The organism is Bacillus sp. SH7-1, assembly GCF_008042405.1.
In the GTDB taxonomy this organism is placed as follows: Bacteria; Bacillota; Bacilli; order Bacillales; family Bacillaceae_G; genus Bacillus_A; species Bacillus_A thuringiensis_N.
Genome location: NZ_QNUD01000046.1, coordinates 16,844 through 35,828, shown reverse-complemented (window position 1 = coordinate 35,828; position 18,985 = coordinate 16,844). Strand labels below are relative to the sequence as shown.

The window sequence follows — 18,985 nt, the reverse complement described above, 5'->3', positions numbered from 1 at the left end:
TAAAATAAAAATAGTCTTTGAGATTATTTTTGCAAATACATATTAAGAAGAAGAGGTTTGTTAAAAGTAAAAAAAGATGGTGTGTAGGTGGTGAAAGTGTGAAAGAGCGCGATAAACAAAATTCATTAAACTCTAATTTCAGAATTTCACCAAATCTTATTGGACCCACCTTTCCTCCTGTTCCAACGGGATTTACTGGTATTGGAATTACTGGTCCAACCGGTCCGCAAGGCCCGACTGGCCCACAAGGACCAAGGGGATTCCAAGGTCCGATGGGGGAGATGGGCCCGACAGGACCTCAAGGTGTGCAAGGGATACAAGGACCGGTTGGACCAATAGGTGCAACGGGACCAGAAGGACAGCAGGGGCCACAAGGATTAAGAGGGCCACAAGGAGAAACTGGAGCGACAGGACCTCAAGGTGTGCAAGGGTTACAAGGCCCGATTGGTCCAACCGGAGCGACTGGGGCACAAGGTATACAAGGGATACAGGGATTACAGGGGCCAATTGGAGCGACGGGACCTGAGGGATCTCAAGGAATTCAAGGAGTGCAAGGAGTACAAGGAGCAACCGGTCCACAAGGAATACAAGGAGCACAAGGGATACAAGGACCACAAGGACCACAAGGACCGAGTGGAAATACAGGAGCAACCGGAGCGACTGGTCAGGGAATAACAGGTCCAACTGGAATAACTGGACCATCTGGAGGACCTCCTGGTCCGACAGGGCCAACTGGTGCGACAGGTCCGGGTGGCGGACCGAGTGGAAGTACAGGTGCGACTGGAGCAACGGGAAGTACTGGGGCTACAGGAAGTACAGGGGTAACAGGAGCAACGGGAAGTACAGGTCCGACTGGAAGCACGGGAGCACAGGGCTTGCAAGGAATACAAGGTATTCAAGGGCCAATTGGGCCAACAGGTCCAGAAGGTCCGCAAGGAATTCAAGGTATTCCTGGTCCGACAGGAATAACTGGTGAACAAGGAATTCAAGGAGTTCAAGGTATTCAAGGGATAACGGGAGCAACAGGAGATCAAGGTCCGCAAGGGATACAGGGGGCTATAGGGCCTCAAGGGGAAACAGGGGCCACAGGAGATCAAGGTCCACAAGGAATACAAGGAGTACCAGGGCCATCAGGAGCAACAGGTCTACAGGGAGTTCAAGGGATACAAGGTCCGATGGGTGAGATAGGACCAACAGGTCCAGAAGGCCCAGAGGGACTTCAGGGCCCGCAAGGAATACAAGGTGTGCCAGGGCCAGTTGGAGCGACGGGTCCAGAGGGGATACAGGGGATACAAGGCATTCAAGGACCGGTAGGAGCAACAGGCTCACAAGGTCCCCAAGGAATTCAGGGAATTCAAGGTGTGCAAGGGATAACGGGAGCAACAGGAGTACAAGGAGCAACTGGAATTCAAGGTATACAAGGGGAAATAGGAGCAACGGGTCCAGAGGGTCCCCAAGGAGTGCAAGGTGCTCAAGGGGCGATTGGTCCAACAGGTCCAATGGGCGCACAAGGAGTGCAAGGAATACAAGGGATTCAAGGCCCAACAGGTGCACAAGGAGTGCAAGGTGCTCAAGGAATACAAGGAATTCAAGGTCCGACGGGTGCAACAGGAGATACGGGAGCAACTGGGGTGACAGGGGAAGGCACTACAGGCCCAACAGGAGTAACTGGTCCGACAGGGGTAACAGGCCCATCTGGAGGACCAGCAGGACCGACCGGCCCAACGGGGCCATCAGGTCCGGCGGGAGTGACTGGTCCATCGGGTGGACCACCTGGCCCGACAGGAGCAACTGGTTCGACAGGAGTAACAGGGGATACTGGGGCGACAGGCTCAACTGGAGTGACAGGAGCGACAGGAGAAACGGGAGCAACCGGAGTGACGGGTTTGCAAGGTCCACAAGGAATCCAAGGTGTGCAGGGAGAGATAGGTCCGACGGGTCCCCAAGGTGTTCAAGGTCCCCAAGGAATTCAAGGAGTAACGGGGGCCACTGGAGATCAAGGTCCGCAAGGGATTCAAGGCCCACAAGGCGACATAGGTCCAACAGGCCCACAAGGAATTCAAGGCCCACAAGGTTCTCAAGGAATCCAAGGAGCGACAGGGGTAACAGGAGCACAAGGCCCACAGGGAATCCAAGGTCCGCGAGGTGACATAGGTCCGACTGGGCCACAAGGTCCAACTGGAATCCAAGGGATACAAGGAGAGATAGGTCCAACAGGTCCAGAAGGCCCAGAGGGACTTCAGGGCCCGCAAGGAATACAAGGTGTGCCAGGGCCAGTTGGAGCAACGGGTCCAGAGGGTCCTCAAGGAATACAAGGCATTCAAGGACCGGTAGGAGCAACAGGCCCACAAGGTCCACAAGGAATACAGGGAATACAAGGTGTGCAAGGGATAACGGGAGCAACAGGAGCACAAGGAGCAACTGGAATTCAAGGTATACAAGGGGAAATAGGAGCAACAGGTCCAGAGGGGCCCCAAGGAGTGCAAGGTATACAAGGGGCGATTGGTCCAACAGGTCCGATGGGCGCACAAGGAGTGCAAGGTATACAAGGGATTCAAGGAGCAACAGGGGCACAAGGAGTGCAAGGACCACAAGGGATTCAAGGTATACAAGGTCCGACGGGAGCAACAGGAGAAACGGGAGCAACCGGAGCGACGGGAGAAGGATCGACCGGTCCAACAGGAGTAACCGGTCCAACAGGGGTGACAGGCCCGTCAGGAGGACCAGCAGGACCGACCGGCCCAACGGGGCCATCAGGTCCGGCAGGAGTGACAGGTCCATCAGGTGGACCACCTGGTCCGACAGGAGCAACAGGTGCGACAGGAGTAACAGGAGATACCGGGGCGACAGGCTCAACTGGAGTGACAGGAGCGACAGGAGAAACGGGAGCAACCGGAGTGACGGGTTTACAGGGTCCGCAAGGAATCCAAGGTGTGCAAGGAGAGATAGGTCCAACCGGTCCACAGGGTATTCAAGGTCTGCAAGGAATCCAAGGAGTAACGGGGGCAACAGGAGCACAAGGTCCACAAGGAATTCAAGGCCCACAAGGCGACATAGGTCCAACCGGCCCCCAAGGAATTCAAGGTCCACAAGGTCCGCAAGGAATCCAAGGAGCGACGGGGGCAACAGGAGCACAAGGCCCACAAGGAATCCAAGGTCCGCAAGGTGACATAGGTCCGACCGGACCACAAGGCCCCCAAGGAATTCAAGGCCCGCAAGGAATTCAAGGTCCAACGGGGGCTACAGGAGCAACCGGAGCGACAGGTCCCCAAGGAATTCAAGGCCCCCAAGGAATTAATGGGCATGGGGAACCAAACAACCGGAGCGACAGGTCCCCAAGGAATTCAAGGCCCCCAAGGAATTCAAGGCCCGCAAGGAATCCAAGGTTCAACGGGAGCAACAGGAGCAACCGGAGCGACAGGTCCCCAAGGAGCCCGCAAGGAATCCAAGGTCCAACGGGGGCTACAGGAGCAACCGGTTCACAAGGTCCAACTGGAGATACAGGTCCAACCGGAGCTGGAGCCACTGGAGCGACCGGGGCGACTGGAGTTAGTACAACTGCAACGTACTCATTTGCAAATAATACATCAGGAACCGCTATTTCCGTTTTATTAGGTGGTACGAATGTGCCATTACCGAACAATCAAAATATTGGCCCAGGAATTACCGTCAGTGGAGGAAACACCGTATTTACAGTTGCGAATGCAGGGAACTATTATATAGCGTATACAATTAATTTAACGGCAGGATTAGTTGTAAGTTCTCGTATAACTGTAAATGGCAGTCCGCTTGCGGGAACGATAAACGCCCCGACAGTGGCTACTGGCTCATTTAGCGCAACAATAATTGCTAACTTGCCTGCTGGAGCTGCTGTTAGCTTACAATTATTTGGAGTAGTTGCAGTAGCTACATTATCTACGGCAACGCCAGGAGCGACTCTTACGATTATTAGATTAAGTTAATAAGAAGAAAACCTTGGGGCTTTTATGCTTCAAGGTTTTTTATCTCCTTATTTGTATGTAGTCTCATTGATTAGGAAAGTTTTACTTTATTCACATGAGCAAAAACATCGCAGTTCGAAAATATATTATAATAGAATGAAAAGAGAGAAATTTGGCAGAAAGGGAGGGTGGCGATGCAGGAGATGGTTACAGATTTTTTTGGACGCCCACTTCAAGATTTGCGCATATCTGTCATTGATCGTTGCAATTTTAGATGTACATATTGTATGCCAGCGGAAGTTTTTGGGCCAGATTATGCTTTTTTGAAAGATGAGTTTTTACTAACGTTTGATGAAATTGAGCGTTTAGCAAAACTATTTGTTAGTATCGGTGTACGAAAAATTAGACTTACTGGTGGCGAGCCACTACTTCGTAAAGATTTAACAAAGCTTATTGCACGTCTCGTGAAAATTGATGGATTAGTAGATATAGGGTTAACGACAAATGCGATTCATTTAACGAAACAAGCAAAAGCATTAAAAGAAGCTGGATTACATAGAGTAAATGTTAGTTTGGATGCAATAGATGACGATGTATTTAAGGATATTAATGGCCGGAATATCAATACGAAACCTGTTATAAAGGGAATTATGGCTGCAAAAGAGGCCGGTCTTGACGTAAAGGTAAACATGGTTGTGAAAAAAGGGATGAACGCTCATCAAGTACTTCCGATGGCTACATATTTTAAAGAGCAAGGAATCACGCTTAGGTTTATTGAGTTTATGGATGTTGGTAGTACAAATGGATGGAACTTTGATCAAGTTGTTACAAAGCAGGAGTTAATTGAGATGATTCATAGCGTGTATCCACTTGAGCCAGCTGAAGCACATTATTTCGGTGAAGTTGCGAAGCGATATCGTTACGTTGGAACAAACGTCGAAGTCGGTTTTATTACTTCTGTTTCTGAGTCTTTTTGTTCCTCTTGTACGAGGGCGAGAATTTCGGCAGATGGAAAGTTTTATACTTGCTTATTTGCGACAGAAGGATTGGATGTAAGGAAACTTCTTAGAGGAAATCTTTCGGATGATGAGTTAATAAGCGTTATACAAGATGTATGGATGAATAGAAAAGATAGGTATTCGGATGAACGGACAGAAGAAAGTGCGAAGAATCGTCCGAAAATTGAAATGTCTTATATAGGAGGATAAGAAAGGGGGATATCGTATGCAGGAGCGATATTCGAGACAAATATTATTTTCTGGTGTTGGAGAAGAAGGACAGAGAAAAATTAGAGAGAAGCATGTGCTTATTATTGGTGCTGGTGCTCTCGGTGCAGCGAATGCAGAAGCGATTGTTAGAGCAGGGGTTGGAAAAATAACAATTGCTGATCGTGATTATGTAGAATGGAGCAATTTACAAAGACAACAATTATATACAGAAGAAGACGCAAAGCAGTATAAACCGAAGGCGGTAGCAGCGGCAGAGCATTTAAAAGCGATTAATTCTGAGGTGGAAATAAATCCGGTTGTAACTGATGTAACAGTGCAAGAAATGGAAGAGCTAGTGAATGGTGTAGATTTAATATTAGATGCGACAGATAATTTTGAAACGCGACTTCTTATTAATGATATTTCACAAAAGTATAATATTCCGTGGATATATGGTGGTTGTGTCGGAAGTTACGGGGTAACGTATACAATTTTACCAGGAAAAACACCGTGTTTTCGCTGTTTAATGGAGCATCCGGCGAGCGGGGCAACATGTGATACGGCTGGCATTATACAGCCGGCAGTACAATTAGTAGTTGCGCATCAAATAACGGAAGCGCTGAAAATATTAGTAGAAGACTTTGGGGCACTTCGTGAAACCATGCTATCGTTTGATCTTTGGAATAATCAACAGATGGCATTTAAAGTGAATAGGCAGAAAAAAGAAACATGTTTATCTTGCGGAAGATTACGTACATATCCGAGTTTAACATTTGAAGCACAAACGAAAACAGAAGTGTTATGTGGCCGAAATACAGTACAAATCCGTCCAGGTGTGCGGAATGAATTTAAATTAGAAGAAATTAAAAAGCGCTTACAAAGAAGTGTGGATGTAAAAGCTACTCCGTATTTATTATCATTTCCGGTAGAGGAATTTCGTTTTGTTTTATTTACAGATGGCAGGGCGTTTATTCATGGGACGAATGATATAAATGTAGCAAAACGTTTATATGCAAGATATATAGGTTGAACCTAAAGGGAAACCCTTTAGATTCAACAGAGAGAGGATTAAGACTTTCTCGCATAATCTCCACTTTTTCCACCTGTTTTTTCAAGTAAGTACGTTTCGCCAATAATCATACCTTTATCAACAGCTTTACACATATCGTACACGGTAAGAGCGGTAGCGGAAGCAGCTGTTAAAGCTTCCATTTCAACACCGGTGCTACCTTCTGTTTTAACTTTTACTTCAATAAGTAATCGGTATTGTTCTTCGGATTGTTTCCAATCGAAAGAAACGTCAACACCTTTTAATAATAAAGGATGGCACATTGGGATAATATCAGAAGTACGTTTCGCAGCCATAATACCTGCGATTTGTGCAACTGCTAATACGTCACCTTTCCCGATTTCATTGTGAGAGATTTTATCGTAAATTTCTTTTGTAACGACAATGCTAGAGCACGCAATTGCTGTTCGAACGGTTGCTTTTTTGTCGCTTATATCAACCATTTTCGCGCGCCCTTGGTCATTAAAATGTGTGAATAAAGACATGGAATTCCTCCTTGAAGTAATTTCTATTTAATATATAAAGTTTAATCGAGATAAAAAAATTTGCAAATATGGGGTGAGAAATGATGGTAGAAAAACGAAATCCGATTCAAGTTGCCGAGGCAGTAGAGAGGGTAATGGAATATGCGAAGAATGGTGAAGTAGAAGAAGTTTCTATTACGGAAAGTTACGGGAGAATTCTTGGAGAGGATGTTGTCTCTGATCATGACGTTCCTCATTTTGATCGTTCTCCTTACGATGGTTTCGCAATTCGAGCAGAAGATACGAAAGAAGCAAATCAAGAGAATTCAGTTGAATTTGAAGTAATAGGAGAAATTGGGGCGGGATCTGTTTTTTTAGATGAAGTAGGGCCTTTTAAAGCGGTTCGTATTATGACAGGGGCAGCTATTCCAGCGGATTGTAATGCAGTTGTAATGCTAGAGTTGACGGAAGACTTTGAGAAGAACGGAAAAACATATATGAAGCTAAAGCGTCCTTTTCATAGTGGTGACAATGTGTCATTTAAAGGAGAAGATATAAAGCAAAATCAAGTTCTCGTTAAGAAAGGTGCTGTAATCAATCCAGGTGTTGCCGCCTTATTAGCGACGTTTGGATATAGTACTGTGAAGGTTGTAAAACAGCCCGTTGTTGGGATTGTCACGACAGGAAGTGAATTGCTAGAAGTACATGAGTCGTTACAGCCGGGGAAAATTAGAAATAGTAACTCTTATATGATTGCTGCTCAAATTATGAAAGCCGGAGGGAAAGTCCGGTATTATGGCCAACTTGCCGACGAGTTAGATGCATGTTTTACAGCTGTTCAATCGGCGATGAATGAGGTTGACATTTTAATTACAACAGGCGGTGTGTCGGTAGGAGATTATGACTACTTGCCAGCTATTTATGAAAGGTTACAGGCGCATGTACTTTTTAATAAAATAGCGATGAGACCAGGAAGTGTTACGACAGTAGCTGAAGTTGATGGAAAGTTACTTTTCGGTTTATCAGGGAATCCATCAGCTTGCTACGTAGGCTTTGAGTTATTTGTGCATCCAGTTATAAAAACATATTTATATGAGAAGGAGCCTCACGTATATAGAGCTGATGCTATTTTACAAAAAGATTTTCCAAAGCCAAATCCGTTTACTCGTTTTGTAAGAGCAAAGGTAATAATCGTGGACGGAGCATTACAAGCGATGCCGGTCGGTTTAGATAAATCGAGTGCTGTATCTTCACTTGCGGATGCAAATGCTTTTATTGTGTTGCCTGGAGGAACGAGAGGATTTGAGGCAGGGATGAAAGTGTCTGTGTTATTGCTAGAGCACGCTGAGGGAAGTGATTGGCCATGGGCAAAGCCCCTTCAATCTTACAAATAGTAGGATATCAAAATAGCGGGAAAACAATACTTGTAGAGAAAATTGTGCATGCATTAGCTGAACGGAAAATGAAAGTTGCTACAATTAAACATCACGGGCATGGAGGATTTCCAGAAGTAGCGCAAAAAGATAGTGAAAGGCATAGAAAGGCCGGTGCTGTCGTAAGTAGTGTAGAAGGCGCTGGATTACTTTCATTGTCGTCATTAAGAGAGGAATGGTCCTTGCAAGAAATTATCCGCTTATACGAGTTTTTTGAAGTGGATACAATTTTAATTGAGGGCTATAAAAAAGAGAGCTATCCGAAAGTGGTGTTACTTCGTTCTGAAGAAGACGTTGAACTTTTACATAAAGTAGAGAATATAGTAGCTGTTATTACGTGGTATGATGCTCCTGCAAACTTACGAGAAAAATATAAAGTATTTCATATAACAGAAGAAGAATTGTACATAGACTGGTTTTTACATACGGTAAGGAGTGCGAAATGACAAATACGTATTATGAAGTAATTGATACAGAAATCTCAATTGAAGAGGTAGCGAAGAGAGTAATTCGCCGCGAATGCGGTGCTGTTACAACATTTATTGGAACGGTTAGAGAGTTTACGAAAGGGCGTCGTACATTATACTTAGAATATGTCGCTTATAAAACGATGGCAGAAAAGATGCTAGAGAAAATCGGATCAGAAGTGAAAGAGAAATGGCCAGGTACACACGTTGCGATTACGCATCGCATCGGTACACTGCAAATTTCTGATATCGCGGTTGTTGTTGCTGTTTCAACGCCGCATCGTAAAGCGGCTTATGAAGCAAATGAATATATTATGGAACGTATAAAACAAATTGTTCCGATTTGGAAAAAGGAGTTTTGGGAAGATGGAGACTCTTGGATTGGCGATCAATTAGAAAAAACGCCATATCCGGCGGGAGAGCCTGGGAAGGAGCTATAAGTATGATTCGAGTATTGTTATTTGCAAACTTGCAAGAAGAAGCAGGAAGAAGTGAATTACAAATAGAGAAAGAAAATATTACGGTTGCAGAGTTAAAAGATATTGTTGCAACTGAATATAATGTGCCAGTATTGGCACCAATTATGGTTGCGATTAATGAAGAATATGCAAATGAAGATGATACGATTCAATCTGGTGATGTTGTTGCACTAATCCCACCAGTGAGCGGTGGTTAATATTGGATTCATTAAAACGACTTTCCTGAATGGGGAAAGTCGTTTTTTTATGGCAGTTTTGAGAACACTAATGTATAGAACAAGGAGGGCGTTATGAAAAAACTATGTGTAATGCTAACAATGATATGTTCTATCTTTTCCTTGTTGCCAAGTTATTCTTTGGCCAAAGAATCGAATGAACAACTTTTAGAAAGTGCGCTATTAAATCGATATTATTCTGTTATAAGGCAAGCGACAGAAGATCAATATGAATGTGATTCCGTTATAAATATAGAGCGTCTCGGTAAGAAAGATGAGTTCGTTCCTAGATTTGAAGTGACCCTACAATTTCTCACATTTCAAGGTGCACATAACCCGCCCAACGACAAAGTTACACTTACTTTGGAAGACAATTTAGATCACATAAAGATAAAGAAAGTTGAGCGACAAAAAAATGTGTCTAGTGCGATCGCAGAAAAGGTTTGTGCACGGGCGAAGGAAAAAATGAAAGCACATTCTAATGGGGTAGAAAGGTAACTGAAGACATTTCGTAAAGAAAGGTAATGAGCGATGGACATACTTTTAGCGATTTTACCAGCTATATTTTGGGGAAGTATTGTGCTATTTAACGTGAAACTGGGCGGGGGACCGTATAGTCAAACGCTTGGTACAACACTTGGCGCACTTATTTTCTCGATTGTTGTTTATATTTTTATGAAGCCAGTATTAACTCCTACTGTTATTGGAGTTGGAATTGTGTCAGGTTTATTTTGGGCACTTGGTCAGGCGAATCAATTAAAAAGTATTGATTTAATGGGCGTTTCGAGGACGATGCCTATTTCAACAGGACTTCAATTAGTTGCGACGACTTTATTTGGAGTTATCGTATTTCATGAGTGGTCTACGACAATATCAGTTGTCCTTGGTGTTTTGGCTCTCGTTTGTATTATTATCGGTGTTATTTTAACATCACTTCAAAGTGAAGAAGAAAAGAGCACAGAGCAAGCGGGGAATTTTAAAAAGGGCATTATAATTTTATTGATTTCAACAGTCGGTTATTTAGTTTATGTAGTAGTGATTAGACTATTTCATGTAGATGGCTGGTCAGCTTTATTGCCGCAAGCGGTTGGTATGGTGTTAGGGGGGATTTTGCTTACTTTTAAACATCATCCATTTAATAAATATGCAATAAGGAATATTATTCCAGGGTTAATTTGGGCAGCTGGAAATATGTTTTTATTCATTTCTCAGCCGCGTGTCGGAGTGGCAACAAGTTTTTCTCTATCACAAATGGGAATTATTATTTCAACGCTTGGCGGGATTCTTATATTAGGTGAAAGAAAAACGAAACGCCAATTAACGGGGATTGTTGTTGGTATCGTTTTTATTATTGCAGCCGGAATTATGTTAGGTATTGCGAAAAGTTAAAGGAGGTATTGGAATGTATAGTGATTTAGCAGGGAAGGTTGTTGTTATTACAGGATCAGCAACTGGTCTTGGAAGAGCGATGGGAGTAAGGTTTGCTGCGGAGAAGGCGAAAGTAGTGATTAACTATCGCTCACGGGAGTCAGAAGCGCATGATGTATTAGAAGAAATTAAAAAAGTAGGCGGAGAAGCAATTGCTGTAAAAGGTGATGTCACGAGTGAATCGGATGTTGTGAATCTCATTCAATCTGCTGTAAAAGAGTTTGGTACGCTTGACGTTATGATTAATAATGCAGGGATAGAAAACGCGGTACCATCGCATGAAATGCCGCTTGAAGATTGGAATAAAGTAATCAATACGAATTTAACAGGAGCTTTTTTAGGAAGTCGAGAAGCGATTAAATATTTTGTGGAACACGATATTAAAGGATCTGTCATTAATATGTCTAGTGTTCATGAGAAAATTCCATGGCCATTATTTGTGCACTATGCAGCGAGTAAGGGCGGTATTAAACTTATGACAGAAACGTTAGCGCTGGAATATGCGCCAAAAGGTATTCGAGTAAATAATATTGGGCCAGGTGCAATAAATACGCCAATTAATGCCGAAAAGTTTGCTGATCCTAAAAAACGTGCTGACGTAGAAAGTATGATACCGATGGGCTACATTGGAAAACCAGAAGAAATCGCAGCAGTAGCAACTTGGCTAGCTTCATCAGAGGCGAGTTATGTAACTGGTATTACGCTATTTGCAGATGGTGGAATGACGTTATATCCATCGTTTCAAGCTGGGCGTGGGTAATAAAAAGGACAAAGAGTTTAATCTCTTTGTCCTTTTTTTGGCAAAAAAAAATAGCGGCCAGCTATTTTAAATTTAATGATTAATTGTTTCTTGAAGAAATTCTGTCGCTTGATGTTCAGAAACGTTTTGCACGAGCGCAACTTCGCTAATCATCATTTTACGTGCATTATCTAACATTTGTTTTTCGCTCGCATTTAAAGCTCTTTCTTTATTACGGCGAAGTAAGTCTCGAACAACTTCTGCACTATCTTGCAGATTGCCGTTTTTCATTTTTTCCATATTCATTGTATATCTTTGTTTCCAGGAAAGTGATGTATCTGATTCCCCGTTTTGAAATTCAAGAAGTATATCATCTAACGTACATTTATCTACGATATAACGAATACCTGATTTTTGTAATTGATCCATAGGAAGCATTACTTGCATATCTTTACTAATGATACGTATTACACAATATTGACGGGTAGTCCCTAATATTTCTTTCTCTTCAATGGCTTCGATGACTCCTGCGCCGTTCATTGGATAAACGATTTTATCACCAATTTGAAACAAATCATCCACCTCCATATGTGGTAACCATCTTTAATGATAGCACGAGTGTGTAAAAATGTCAAATTTTATATAATACCATAATATTAATGTTCTAGTCAATAAGTAAAAACTCTTTTTTATTTGTATTTTTTTTGCGCTTACTTATTGATGATTTTTTAGAAAAATAGTACATGTGAAGAAAGAAGGCATATCCACTTATTTTTAAGCATAAAATGTAAAATCGCTAATACAATATACCTAAATCCGTTCTTTGCAAAGGAGGGAGAGAAGGTGGGGCGCACAATAAAAATTGATATTACAAATAAAGTGGTAGCTAAATTTAGAACAGATTATTTGGAATTATATACGAGTAAATTTATGATAGGTAAGTTTTATGTCTATACTGAAGGTAAACAATATGTGTTAGAAGACGGATATATATATGAAAACGGAAAATTTTATCGCATCATAGATACGCACCGTGGCAATAATCAAGCGGCGGAGGGCTGCGATCTAGGATGGTGTTAACATGATTCGTGTAAAAGTGTTTGATGAAAGTCACGAAAAAGACTTAGAAGACGCTGTAAATGTTTTTTTGAAAAAGATTGATGATAGTAACTTTGTAGATATTAAGTATCAAGTCGGTGTTTCCATTAACGATGACGAAAACCAAATTTATTGTTTTTCAGCAATGATCGTTTATAAAGCATAAAAAAGAGCTGGGTGAGCCAGCTCTTTTTTATGTTTTATGTTGGGACAACATGTGTCGGTAATACGCTCATAATAGATTGGGTTGTGCCTAATTTCGTTGTCGTTAAAAGTGGCTCCCCTGTTTCATGATTTTGGGCATCTTTACACATACCAAGGTGATAACGATCACCTAAAAATGGATCAATATAAAAACCGTTTTTGAATACTTTATCATTCGGATGTTTTTCATGGTGAATGTCAGAGCAGTTAATGCAATAGAACATAGCCTTTCATCTCCTTTTTATTTTTGTTTGAAAAAGTGAGTCGGTAGTCATTTCGCTCCTAAGGAAATGTTGAGGAGAAGAGAAATAACTACCTACTCAAATGGTGGGCATATTCCTTCTGATTTTTTATATCTTGCGTAGTGTCCCTGAGGGAAGGAGGAGAGACGAAATACGCATGATATACGTAAGGCGCTTCTTTCAAGATGAATGATGGAGTTTCATGTTGAGAGAATTTTTTATTTTTTGTTGCCTTTGTGAGTATATTATGAAGAAATGCTCAGAGGGTGTTTGTCCTGTTGAAAAAATGTTGAGAATTTCTCAACAGTAAAAGAATTAGCGTTGACATGAAACTAAAAGGTGTTATATTATCTGAATACAACCAAAAGGTGTTATATTTGAGTGCCGAATAAAGGAGAATGAAAATGGAACAACATACATTAAATGATATTAAACAAACGATCGTTTTTAACGCGTCTATTCAAAAAGTATGGAATGTAGTATCAACTGCAGAAGGAATTTCATCATGGTTTATGCCAAATGATTTTAAATTAGAGGTGGGACATGAATTTCATGTGCAATCACCGTTTGGACCATCACCATGTAAAGTGTTAGAAATTGATGAACCAAACCACCTATCTTTCTCATGGGATACAGATGGCTGGGTCGTTTCATTTAATTTGAAAGACTTAGGAGATAACAAAACAGAATTTACGTTAATTCACGGCGGCTGGAAACATCCTGATGAAATTCTTCCGAAAGCGAATGCGAAGAGCTCTATTATTCGCGATAGAATGAGCGGAGGCTGGGTAGCGATTGTAAATGAAAAACTGAAAAAGGTTGTCGAAGGCTAAATGTCATCATCAGCAGCGAAATATGATGTATTTCAAGCAATTGCTGATCCAACCCGCCGAGAAGTAATACGGTTATTAAGTGATAAAGAGTTACCGATTTCCAAAATAACGGATCATTTTCCGATGAGTCGTACTGCGGTTGTAAAGCACCTTCATATTCTTTCAGAAGCGAATTTAGTAAGCGGAAGAAAAAGCGGAAGAGAGAAGATATATCGCTTGCATCCAGAACCATTAGAGGAATTACAACAGTGGCTCTCGTATTATGAACGTTTTTGGGATAATAAATTATCCATGCTGAAACATATTGTGGAGAATGAATAATAAAAGAGGATGACCAAAATGGTCATCCTCTTTATTATTGCTCACTTGTTTGTGTAGCTGGCTTTAATAAAAGCCAAGCGATAATTAATGTACATACTGCTAATACGAAAGTGCTCATATAAATGACGTGTACGCTTGATGCTAATGCGGATTGCGATTCGGTTACTACGTTTGCTGTAGCTCCGCCGTGTCCGCCAGATACAAGATCAAGGTTTTTAATACCACGTGCGTGAATCATCGTATTGAAAATTGTACCGAATATTGCAGCACCTAACGTTTGACTAAATGTATTAATAAATGTGTTTAAACCAACGGCTGTTCCGCGTGTATGAGCTGGTACGGCGGCTTGAATTGTTACCATGTAAATCGGTGTCACAAGCCCCATTCCTAAGCCGAATAATCCGACTGCTACATAAATAAGGAACGATGGTGAATTTGTTGATAGTGTAAATAATAAGAACGTAGCGACTGATAAAATGCTAGCTCCAAGTAAAATGATTTGTTTCGTTTTTAATTTGCCTACTAAGTTACCAGAGAAAATAGCACCAAATGTCCACATAACCGGGATTGGCATTAAAATAAGTCCGGCTTCTGTCGCATTTTTTCCTAATACACCTTGGCTCCAAATTGGAAGGTACATTGTAATACTAATAATCATTGCGCCAGCAATAAGCGTTAATATGTTTATCGTAGATAATGTACGGTTAGAGAAAAGTGATAGCGGAATTAATGGTTCCGGAGATTTTTTCTCGATGAATAAGAAAATAATGAATGAAACGACGGCGAAGATTAATAGGCCGATAATTGTTATGTCTCCCCAGTTTTGCTTGCTGCTACCTGTTAATAATGCATATAGTAGAGCGATTGTACTCAGTGAGAAGACTGTTGCACCAAGATAGTCGATATGGTGTTTAGCGGGCTTAATAGATTCTTTGTAGTAAATGACAATCATTAAGCAAGCGATAATTCCGAATGGAACGTTTAAGAAGAAAATATAACGCCATGAAAGAGAATCCACTAAAAATCCGCCTACTAACGGTCCGATAACACCAGATACACCCCAAACGGCACTCATCCAGCCTTGTGCTTTCGCGCGGTCTTTCGCTTCGCTATATAGGTCTCCAATAATCGTCATTGTGATTGGCATAACAGCACCAGCACCGATACCTTGAAGAGCGCGGAAGAAAATTAATTGTTCCATCGATGTAACGACTCCGCAAAGTGCAGAACCGACTAAAAAGATTGTAGCCCCGATTAGTAAAACTTTTTTACGACCGAATAAATCAGCGAGCTTTCCGTATATTGGAGTCGAAACAGCTGTTGCAAGCATATAAATTGCATATACCCAACTAACAAGTTCGACGCCTGACAAATCACTCGTTATACGAGGGATTGCTGTACTAACAATCGTTCCTTCTACCGCAGAAAGAAACGTCATTAGCATTAAAGACATCATGACTTTTTTTCTCATATGTTTTCCCCTTACCCTTTTTCAAATATTCAACAATATAAAATATAAAGGTACTAAGGTATATAAAGCAATAAAAAAGCACTAGGAATTTAAGGAGAATGAGCATTTGTCGGTGAGTCGATATATGTTGTTGTGGAATCGCTGATATACCTATAAAAAAAGAAACAGGAATCCCTGTTTCTTTTTTTAATACTGCATTTTCGCGTTTTCTCCAGCTGTTGTTCCGGCAATTCTTCCAGTAACGAGAGCAGATGTAATATTATAGCCACCAGTATAACCGTGAATATCAAGAACTTCCCCGCAGAAGTATAGGCCATTCGTAAATTTAGAAGACATTTCTTTCGGGTTAATTTCTTTAACGGATACACCGCCACCAGTAACGAATGCTTTTTCAATTGACTGCGTACCATTTACATTCACAGTAAATTCTTTAAAGTCTTTCACAAGTGCACGAATCTTTTCGTGGGAAACTTGTCCAGCTTGTTCGCTACCGTCAATTTCATTTTTTTCTAATAAGAATAGGAAGTAACGCTCAGGAACATAACCTTTTAACACGTTTTTAATTCCCTTTTTCGGATCTTCCTTCATTTGTTTCAGCATGCGCTGGAATAGTTGTTCGCTATTTTCTTCTGGCAATGCATCGATGCTCATTTGCACTGTATTCGTTTTGAACTTTTTCAGTGCTTTCACAACGAATTGACTACAGCGAAGGGCAGCAGGACCAGATAACCCGAAATGAGTGAAGAGCATGTCCATTTTGTGAGAAATGATAGCTTTTCCTTTTGGGTTTAATACACTTAAGTTTACGTCTCGTAAAGCGAGTCCTTGCAATGAACGGTCTCGAATAAATGGTTCGTTTGAAAGGATTGGTACTTCTGTTGGGAATAATTCTGTAATCGTATGACCACCTTTTTCAGCCCAAGCATATCCGTCTCCAGTAGAACCAGTTTGAGGAACTGATTTTCCGCCAACAGCGATAACGACGTGATTTGTTTCTAACACTTCGCCAGTCTTTAGTACAACTGCTTTCGTTTGACCGTTCTCATATTCAATTGTTTCAACGGGTGTATTCGTACGGATTTTTACACCTAAGTCTTTTAATCGTGTTAAAAGTGCGTCTACTACCGATTGCGCTTTATTTGAAACAGGGAACATGCGGCCATGATCCTCTTCTTTCAGTTTTACACCGAGCTTTTCGAAGAATGTAATAATATCTTCATTATTAAAAATAGAAAAAGCGCTGTATAAGAAGCGGCCATTTCCTGGTATATGTTTAACGATCTCATCAAGTGGTAGACGGTTTGTTACGTTACAACGACCACCACCAGAAATCGCAAGTTTACGCCCTAGTTTATTTCCTTTATCAAGAAGTAAGACGCTTGCGCCTTCTTCTGCAGCACCGATTGCAGCCATTAGCCCAGAAGGCCCGCCGCCGATGACAATAACATCATAATGCATAATATATCGACCTCATTTTCTACATTTCCTGCCTAAAAGAATAGCATGTTTTCCCTTAAAAGAAAAATAGAGTGAAGTACTGCTTAAGGAGAGAATTGTGGTACAATACAAAAGTTAGAGTTCAGCACTATCCTGCTATTTGTGGGCCATAAGACTAAAACCTTAAGAGTTAGGGGAAGTCTAATAGCTCTCGAATGCTCGAATAGTTCAATTAATTATAGTTTCACTTTATGTAGATGTAGGAGGATTTTTGTATGTCCGATTCGAAATTTCTGCGCGGAACGCTCATCGTTACGCTAGGGACATTTTTAGTGAAGTTCTTAGGCATGATTTACGTCTTTCCGTTTCATGCATTAGTAGGGACAGAAGGCGGAACGCTCTATACATATGGATACATTCCATATACGATCTTTTTAAGTATTGCAACGGCAGGGGTGCCGCTTGCTGTTTCAAAATTCGTTTCCAAATATAATGCGCTTGGTGATTATAAAACGAGCCGGAGAATGTTCCGCTCGGGAATGGTTATGATGATAGTAACAGGAGTCCTTTCATTCCTAGTACTGTACATGACGGCGCCGTTGTTTGCAGAAGCAATGCTTGGTAAACAAAGTGTACACAGTAATATAGGAGAAGTTACGACGATTATTCGTCTTGTAAGTTTTGCGCTTATTGTTGTACCGGCAGCGAGTTTAATTCGTGGTTATTTCCAAGGTCACCAATCGATGGGACCGACTACTGTTTCGCAAATTATTGAACAAATTATTCGTATCGTCTTTTTATTAGCCGGTAGTTTTATCGTTATTAAAGTACTTGGCGGTACAGTTGCAACAGCAGTTGGAGTAGCGACATTTGCTGCGTTCGTTTCAGCGGTTGGAGCACTCGGCGTATTAATTTGGTACTGGTTAAAACGTAAAAAACATTTGGATCAATATTTAATTGAACAAACTGCACCAGAATCGACAGTGAGCACTGTTCAATTGTTTAAAGAATTGTTTGCGTACGCGATTCCTTACGTTGTAATTGGATTAACAATTCCTTTATATCAACAAATTGATACATTAACATTTAACTCAATTATGCAGGCGATTGGTCAAGGAGATATTGCAGAACGAGCGCTTGGTATTTTCACAATGTGGACGCATAAATTAATTATGATTCCTGTATCACTTGCAACAGCGTTTAGTTTAACGCTTGTACCAGCGATTACAAAATCATTTACTGAAAAGCAATATCGTTATTTAAAATTACAAATTACACAAACATTTCAGGCAAATATGTTCTTAACATTGCCAGCAGTTGTCGGTATTTCAACACTTGCCTATCCGATTTATACAGCGTTCTATGACTCAGATCCATTAGGTGGACAAGTATTAATGTGGTATGCACCAGTTGCGTTGTTATTCGCTTTATTTACAGTAACAGCGGCAATTCTGCAAGGTATTAACCAGCAAAAGCATGCGATTATTGCGCTTATAATGGGTGTTATTTTGAAATTTGTATGTAACGTAATCTTTATTCGTTATTTTGGTACAGTCGGAGCGATTTTAGCTACTGCAGTTGGCTTCTTAGCTTCCGTATGGTATACGAATCGACAAATCAAAAAACATGCACACTATTCATTCGGTGTTGTATATAAGAGAACTTTCCAAATTGCAGTATTAACACTTGTAATGGTCGTTGCTGTAAAACTATCACAGTGGATTCTATCCTTCATGATTTCGCCTGATGGCCGAATGGGTGCTCTCATTACAGTTGTGGTTTGTGCGGGTATTGGTGGTCTTGTTTACGGATTATTAGCAATTCGCACAGGAGTACTTGAAAGAGTATTTGGCGGAGAAGCGTTAGAAAAAATTCAACGTAAACTTGGCAATAGATTCAAAATAAAGTTGAAATCAAAAGGGGCGTAATTACGTCC

At 41.3% G+C, this 18,985-nt stretch carries 19 protein-coding genes and 1 pseudogene; 15 read left to right on the top strand and 5 right to left on the bottom strand.

Annotated elements, in window-relative coordinates; genetic code table 11:
* Positions 1-98 precede the first annotated feature (98 nt).
* From DN390_RS27440 to DN390_RS27425, 3 genes and pseudogenes are all read left to right on the top strand, one after another.
* Positions 99-3,962 (top strand): annotated as a pseudogene (locus tag DN390_RS27440) (BclA-related collagen-like exosporium protein).
* 173 nt (positions 3,963-4,135) lie between these two features.
* On the top strand, positions 4,136-5,149 hold the full coding sequence (gene moaA, locus DN390_RS27430) for a GTP 3',8-cyclase MoaA (protein WP_098289059.1): 1,014 nt from the start codon (positions 4,136-4,138) through the stop codon (positions 5,147-5,149).
* 16 nt (positions 5,150-5,165) lie between these two features.
* Complete coding sequence (locus DN390_RS27425) at positions 5,166-6,179, top strand: molybdopterin-synthase adenylyltransferase MoeB (protein WP_147809009.1); 1,014 nt, start codon at positions 5,166-5,168, stop codon at positions 6,177-6,179.
* Between the two features lie 38 nt (positions 6,180-6,217).
* On the opposite strand, the gene moaC is transcribed toward DN390_RS27425, so the two are convergent.
* The gene (gene moaC / locus DN390_RS27420; RefSeq protein ID WP_147809008.1) at positions 6,218-6,703 is read right to left on the bottom strand and encodes a cyclic pyranopterin monophosphate synthase MoaC; all 486 of its coding nucleotides are present in this window, start codon (positions 6,701-6,703) and stop codon (positions 6,218-6,220) included.
* Positions 6,704-6,786: 83 nt separating this feature from the next.
* On the opposite strand from moaC, the gene moeA reads away from it, so the two are divergent.
* The 7 genes from moeA to DN390_RS27385 all read left to right on the top strand — a co-directional run bounded on the left by moeA (position 6,787) and on the right by DN390_RS27385 (position 11,464).
* Complete coding sequence (gene moeA, locus DN390_RS27415; protein WP_147809014.1) at positions 6,787-8,076, top strand: molybdopterin molybdotransferase MoeA; 1,290 nt, start codon at positions 6,787-6,789, stop codon at positions 8,074-8,076.
* A complete protein-coding gene (gene mobB / locus DN390_RS27410) occupies positions 8,046-8,561 on the top strand; it encodes a molybdopterin-guanine dinucleotide biosynthesis protein B (RefSeq protein ID WP_147809007.1) in 516 nt (171 codons plus the stop codon). The genes moeA and mobB overlap by 31 nt, the downstream gene beginning before the upstream one ends.
* A complete protein-coding gene (gene moaE, locus DN390_RS27405) occupies positions 8,558-9,022 on the top strand; it encodes a molybdopterin synthase catalytic subunit MoaE (protein WP_000185935.1) in 465 nt (154 codons plus the stop codon). Before mobB ends, moaE begins: the two co-directional genes overlap by 4 nt.
* A gap of 2 nt (positions 9,023-9,024) precedes the next feature.
* Complete coding sequence (gene moaD, locus DN390_RS27400) at positions 9,025-9,258, top strand: molybdopterin converting factor subunit 1 (protein ID WP_000621786.1); 234 nt, start codon at positions 9,025-9,027, stop codon at positions 9,256-9,258.
* 93 nt (positions 9,259-9,351) lie between these two features.
* Positions 9,352-9,774 (top strand): DUF3888 domain-containing protein, encoded by a 423-nt coding sequence (locus DN390_RS27395; RefSeq protein WP_147809006.1) that lies wholly within the window; start codon positions 9,352-9,354, stop codon positions 9,772-9,774.
* Between the two features lie 33 nt (positions 9,775-9,807).
* Positions 9,808-10,665 (top strand): glucose uptake protein GlcU, encoded by an 858-nt coding sequence (gene glcU / locus DN390_RS27390; protein WP_147809005.1) that lies wholly within the window; start codon positions 9,808-9,810, stop codon positions 10,663-10,665.
* A gap of 13 nt (positions 10,666-10,678) precedes the next feature.
* Positions 10,679-11,464: a glucose 1-dehydrogenase gene (locus tag DN390_RS27385; protein ID WP_147809004.1), complete on the top strand. Its 786-nt coding sequence runs from the start codon at positions 10,679-10,681 to the stop codon at positions 11,462-11,464.
* 72 nt (positions 11,465-11,536) lie between these two features.
* Here the strand turns inward: DN390_RS27385 and DN390_RS27380 are convergent, their stop codons facing one another.
* Complete coding sequence (locus DN390_RS27380) at positions 11,537-12,031, bottom strand: CarD family transcriptional regulator (RefSeq protein ID WP_060632597.1); 495 nt, start codon at positions 12,029-12,031, stop codon at positions 11,537-11,539.
* 255 nt (positions 12,032-12,286) lie between these two features.
* Here DN390_RS27380 and DN390_RS27375 point away from each other — a divergent pair, with 255 nt between their 5' ends.
* On the top strand, positions 12,287-12,523 hold the full coding sequence (locus tag DN390_RS27375; protein WP_060632596.1) for a DUF2553 family protein: 237 nt from the start codon (positions 12,287-12,289) through the stop codon (positions 12,521-12,523).
* Between the two features lies 1 nt (position 12,524).
* Positions 12,525-12,707, top strand: a complete 183-nt coding sequence (locus DN390_RS27370; RefSeq protein WP_000621751.1) for a sporulation protein Cse60 — start codon at positions 12,525-12,527, stop codon at positions 12,705-12,707.
* A 34-nt stretch (positions 12,708-12,741) separates the two neighbouring features.
* Here DN390_RS27370 and DN390_RS27365 read toward each other — a convergent pair whose 3' ends face one another.
* Positions 12,742-12,969 carry a DUF3973 domain-containing protein gene (locus tag DN390_RS27365; protein WP_046956155.1) on the bottom strand — a complete coding sequence of 76 codons (228 nt, stop codon included), beginning with the start codon at positions 12,967-12,969 and terminating at the stop codon, positions 12,742-12,744.
* 416 nt (positions 12,970-13,385) lie between these two features.
* Between DN390_RS27365 and DN390_RS27355 the strand changes: the two genes are divergently transcribed.
* Both DN390_RS27355 and DN390_RS27350 read left to right on the top strand, forming a co-directional pair.
* Entirely contained in the window at positions 13,386-13,820 is a 435-nt protein-coding gene (locus DN390_RS27355) for an SRPBCC family protein (RefSeq protein ID WP_060632595.1), read from the top strand.
* Complete coding sequence (locus DN390_RS27350; protein WP_060632594.1) at positions 13,821-14,141, top strand: ArsR/SmtB family transcription factor; 321 nt, start codon at positions 13,821-13,823, stop codon at positions 14,139-14,141. It begins immediately after the preceding gene.
* A 34-nt stretch (positions 14,142-14,175) separates the two neighbouring features.
* Here the strand turns inward: DN390_RS27350 and DN390_RS27345 are convergent, their stop codons facing one another.
* Both DN390_RS27345 and DN390_RS27340 read right to left on the bottom strand, forming a co-directional pair.
* Positions 14,176-15,612, bottom strand: a complete 1,437-nt coding sequence (locus DN390_RS27345) for an MDR family MFS transporter (protein ID WP_097950406.1) — start codon at positions 15,610-15,612, stop codon at positions 14,176-14,178.
* A gap of 186 nt (positions 15,613-15,798) precedes the next feature.
* Positions 15,799-17,070, bottom strand: coding sequence for a BaiN/RdsA family NAD(P)/FAD-dependent oxidoreductase (locus DN390_RS27340; RefSeq protein WP_098608223.1), 1,272 nt, complete (start codon positions 17,068-17,070; stop codon positions 15,799-15,801).
* Positions 17,071-17,324: 254 nt separating this feature from the next.
* Here DN390_RS27340 and DN390_RS27335 point away from each other — a divergent pair, with 254 nt between their 5' ends.
* Positions 17,325-18,977, top strand: coding sequence for a putative polysaccharide biosynthesis protein (locus DN390_RS27335; RefSeq protein ID WP_097950407.1), 1,653 nt, complete (start codon positions 17,325-17,327; stop codon positions 18,975-18,977).
* Positions 18,978-18,985: the final 8 nt, after the last annotated feature.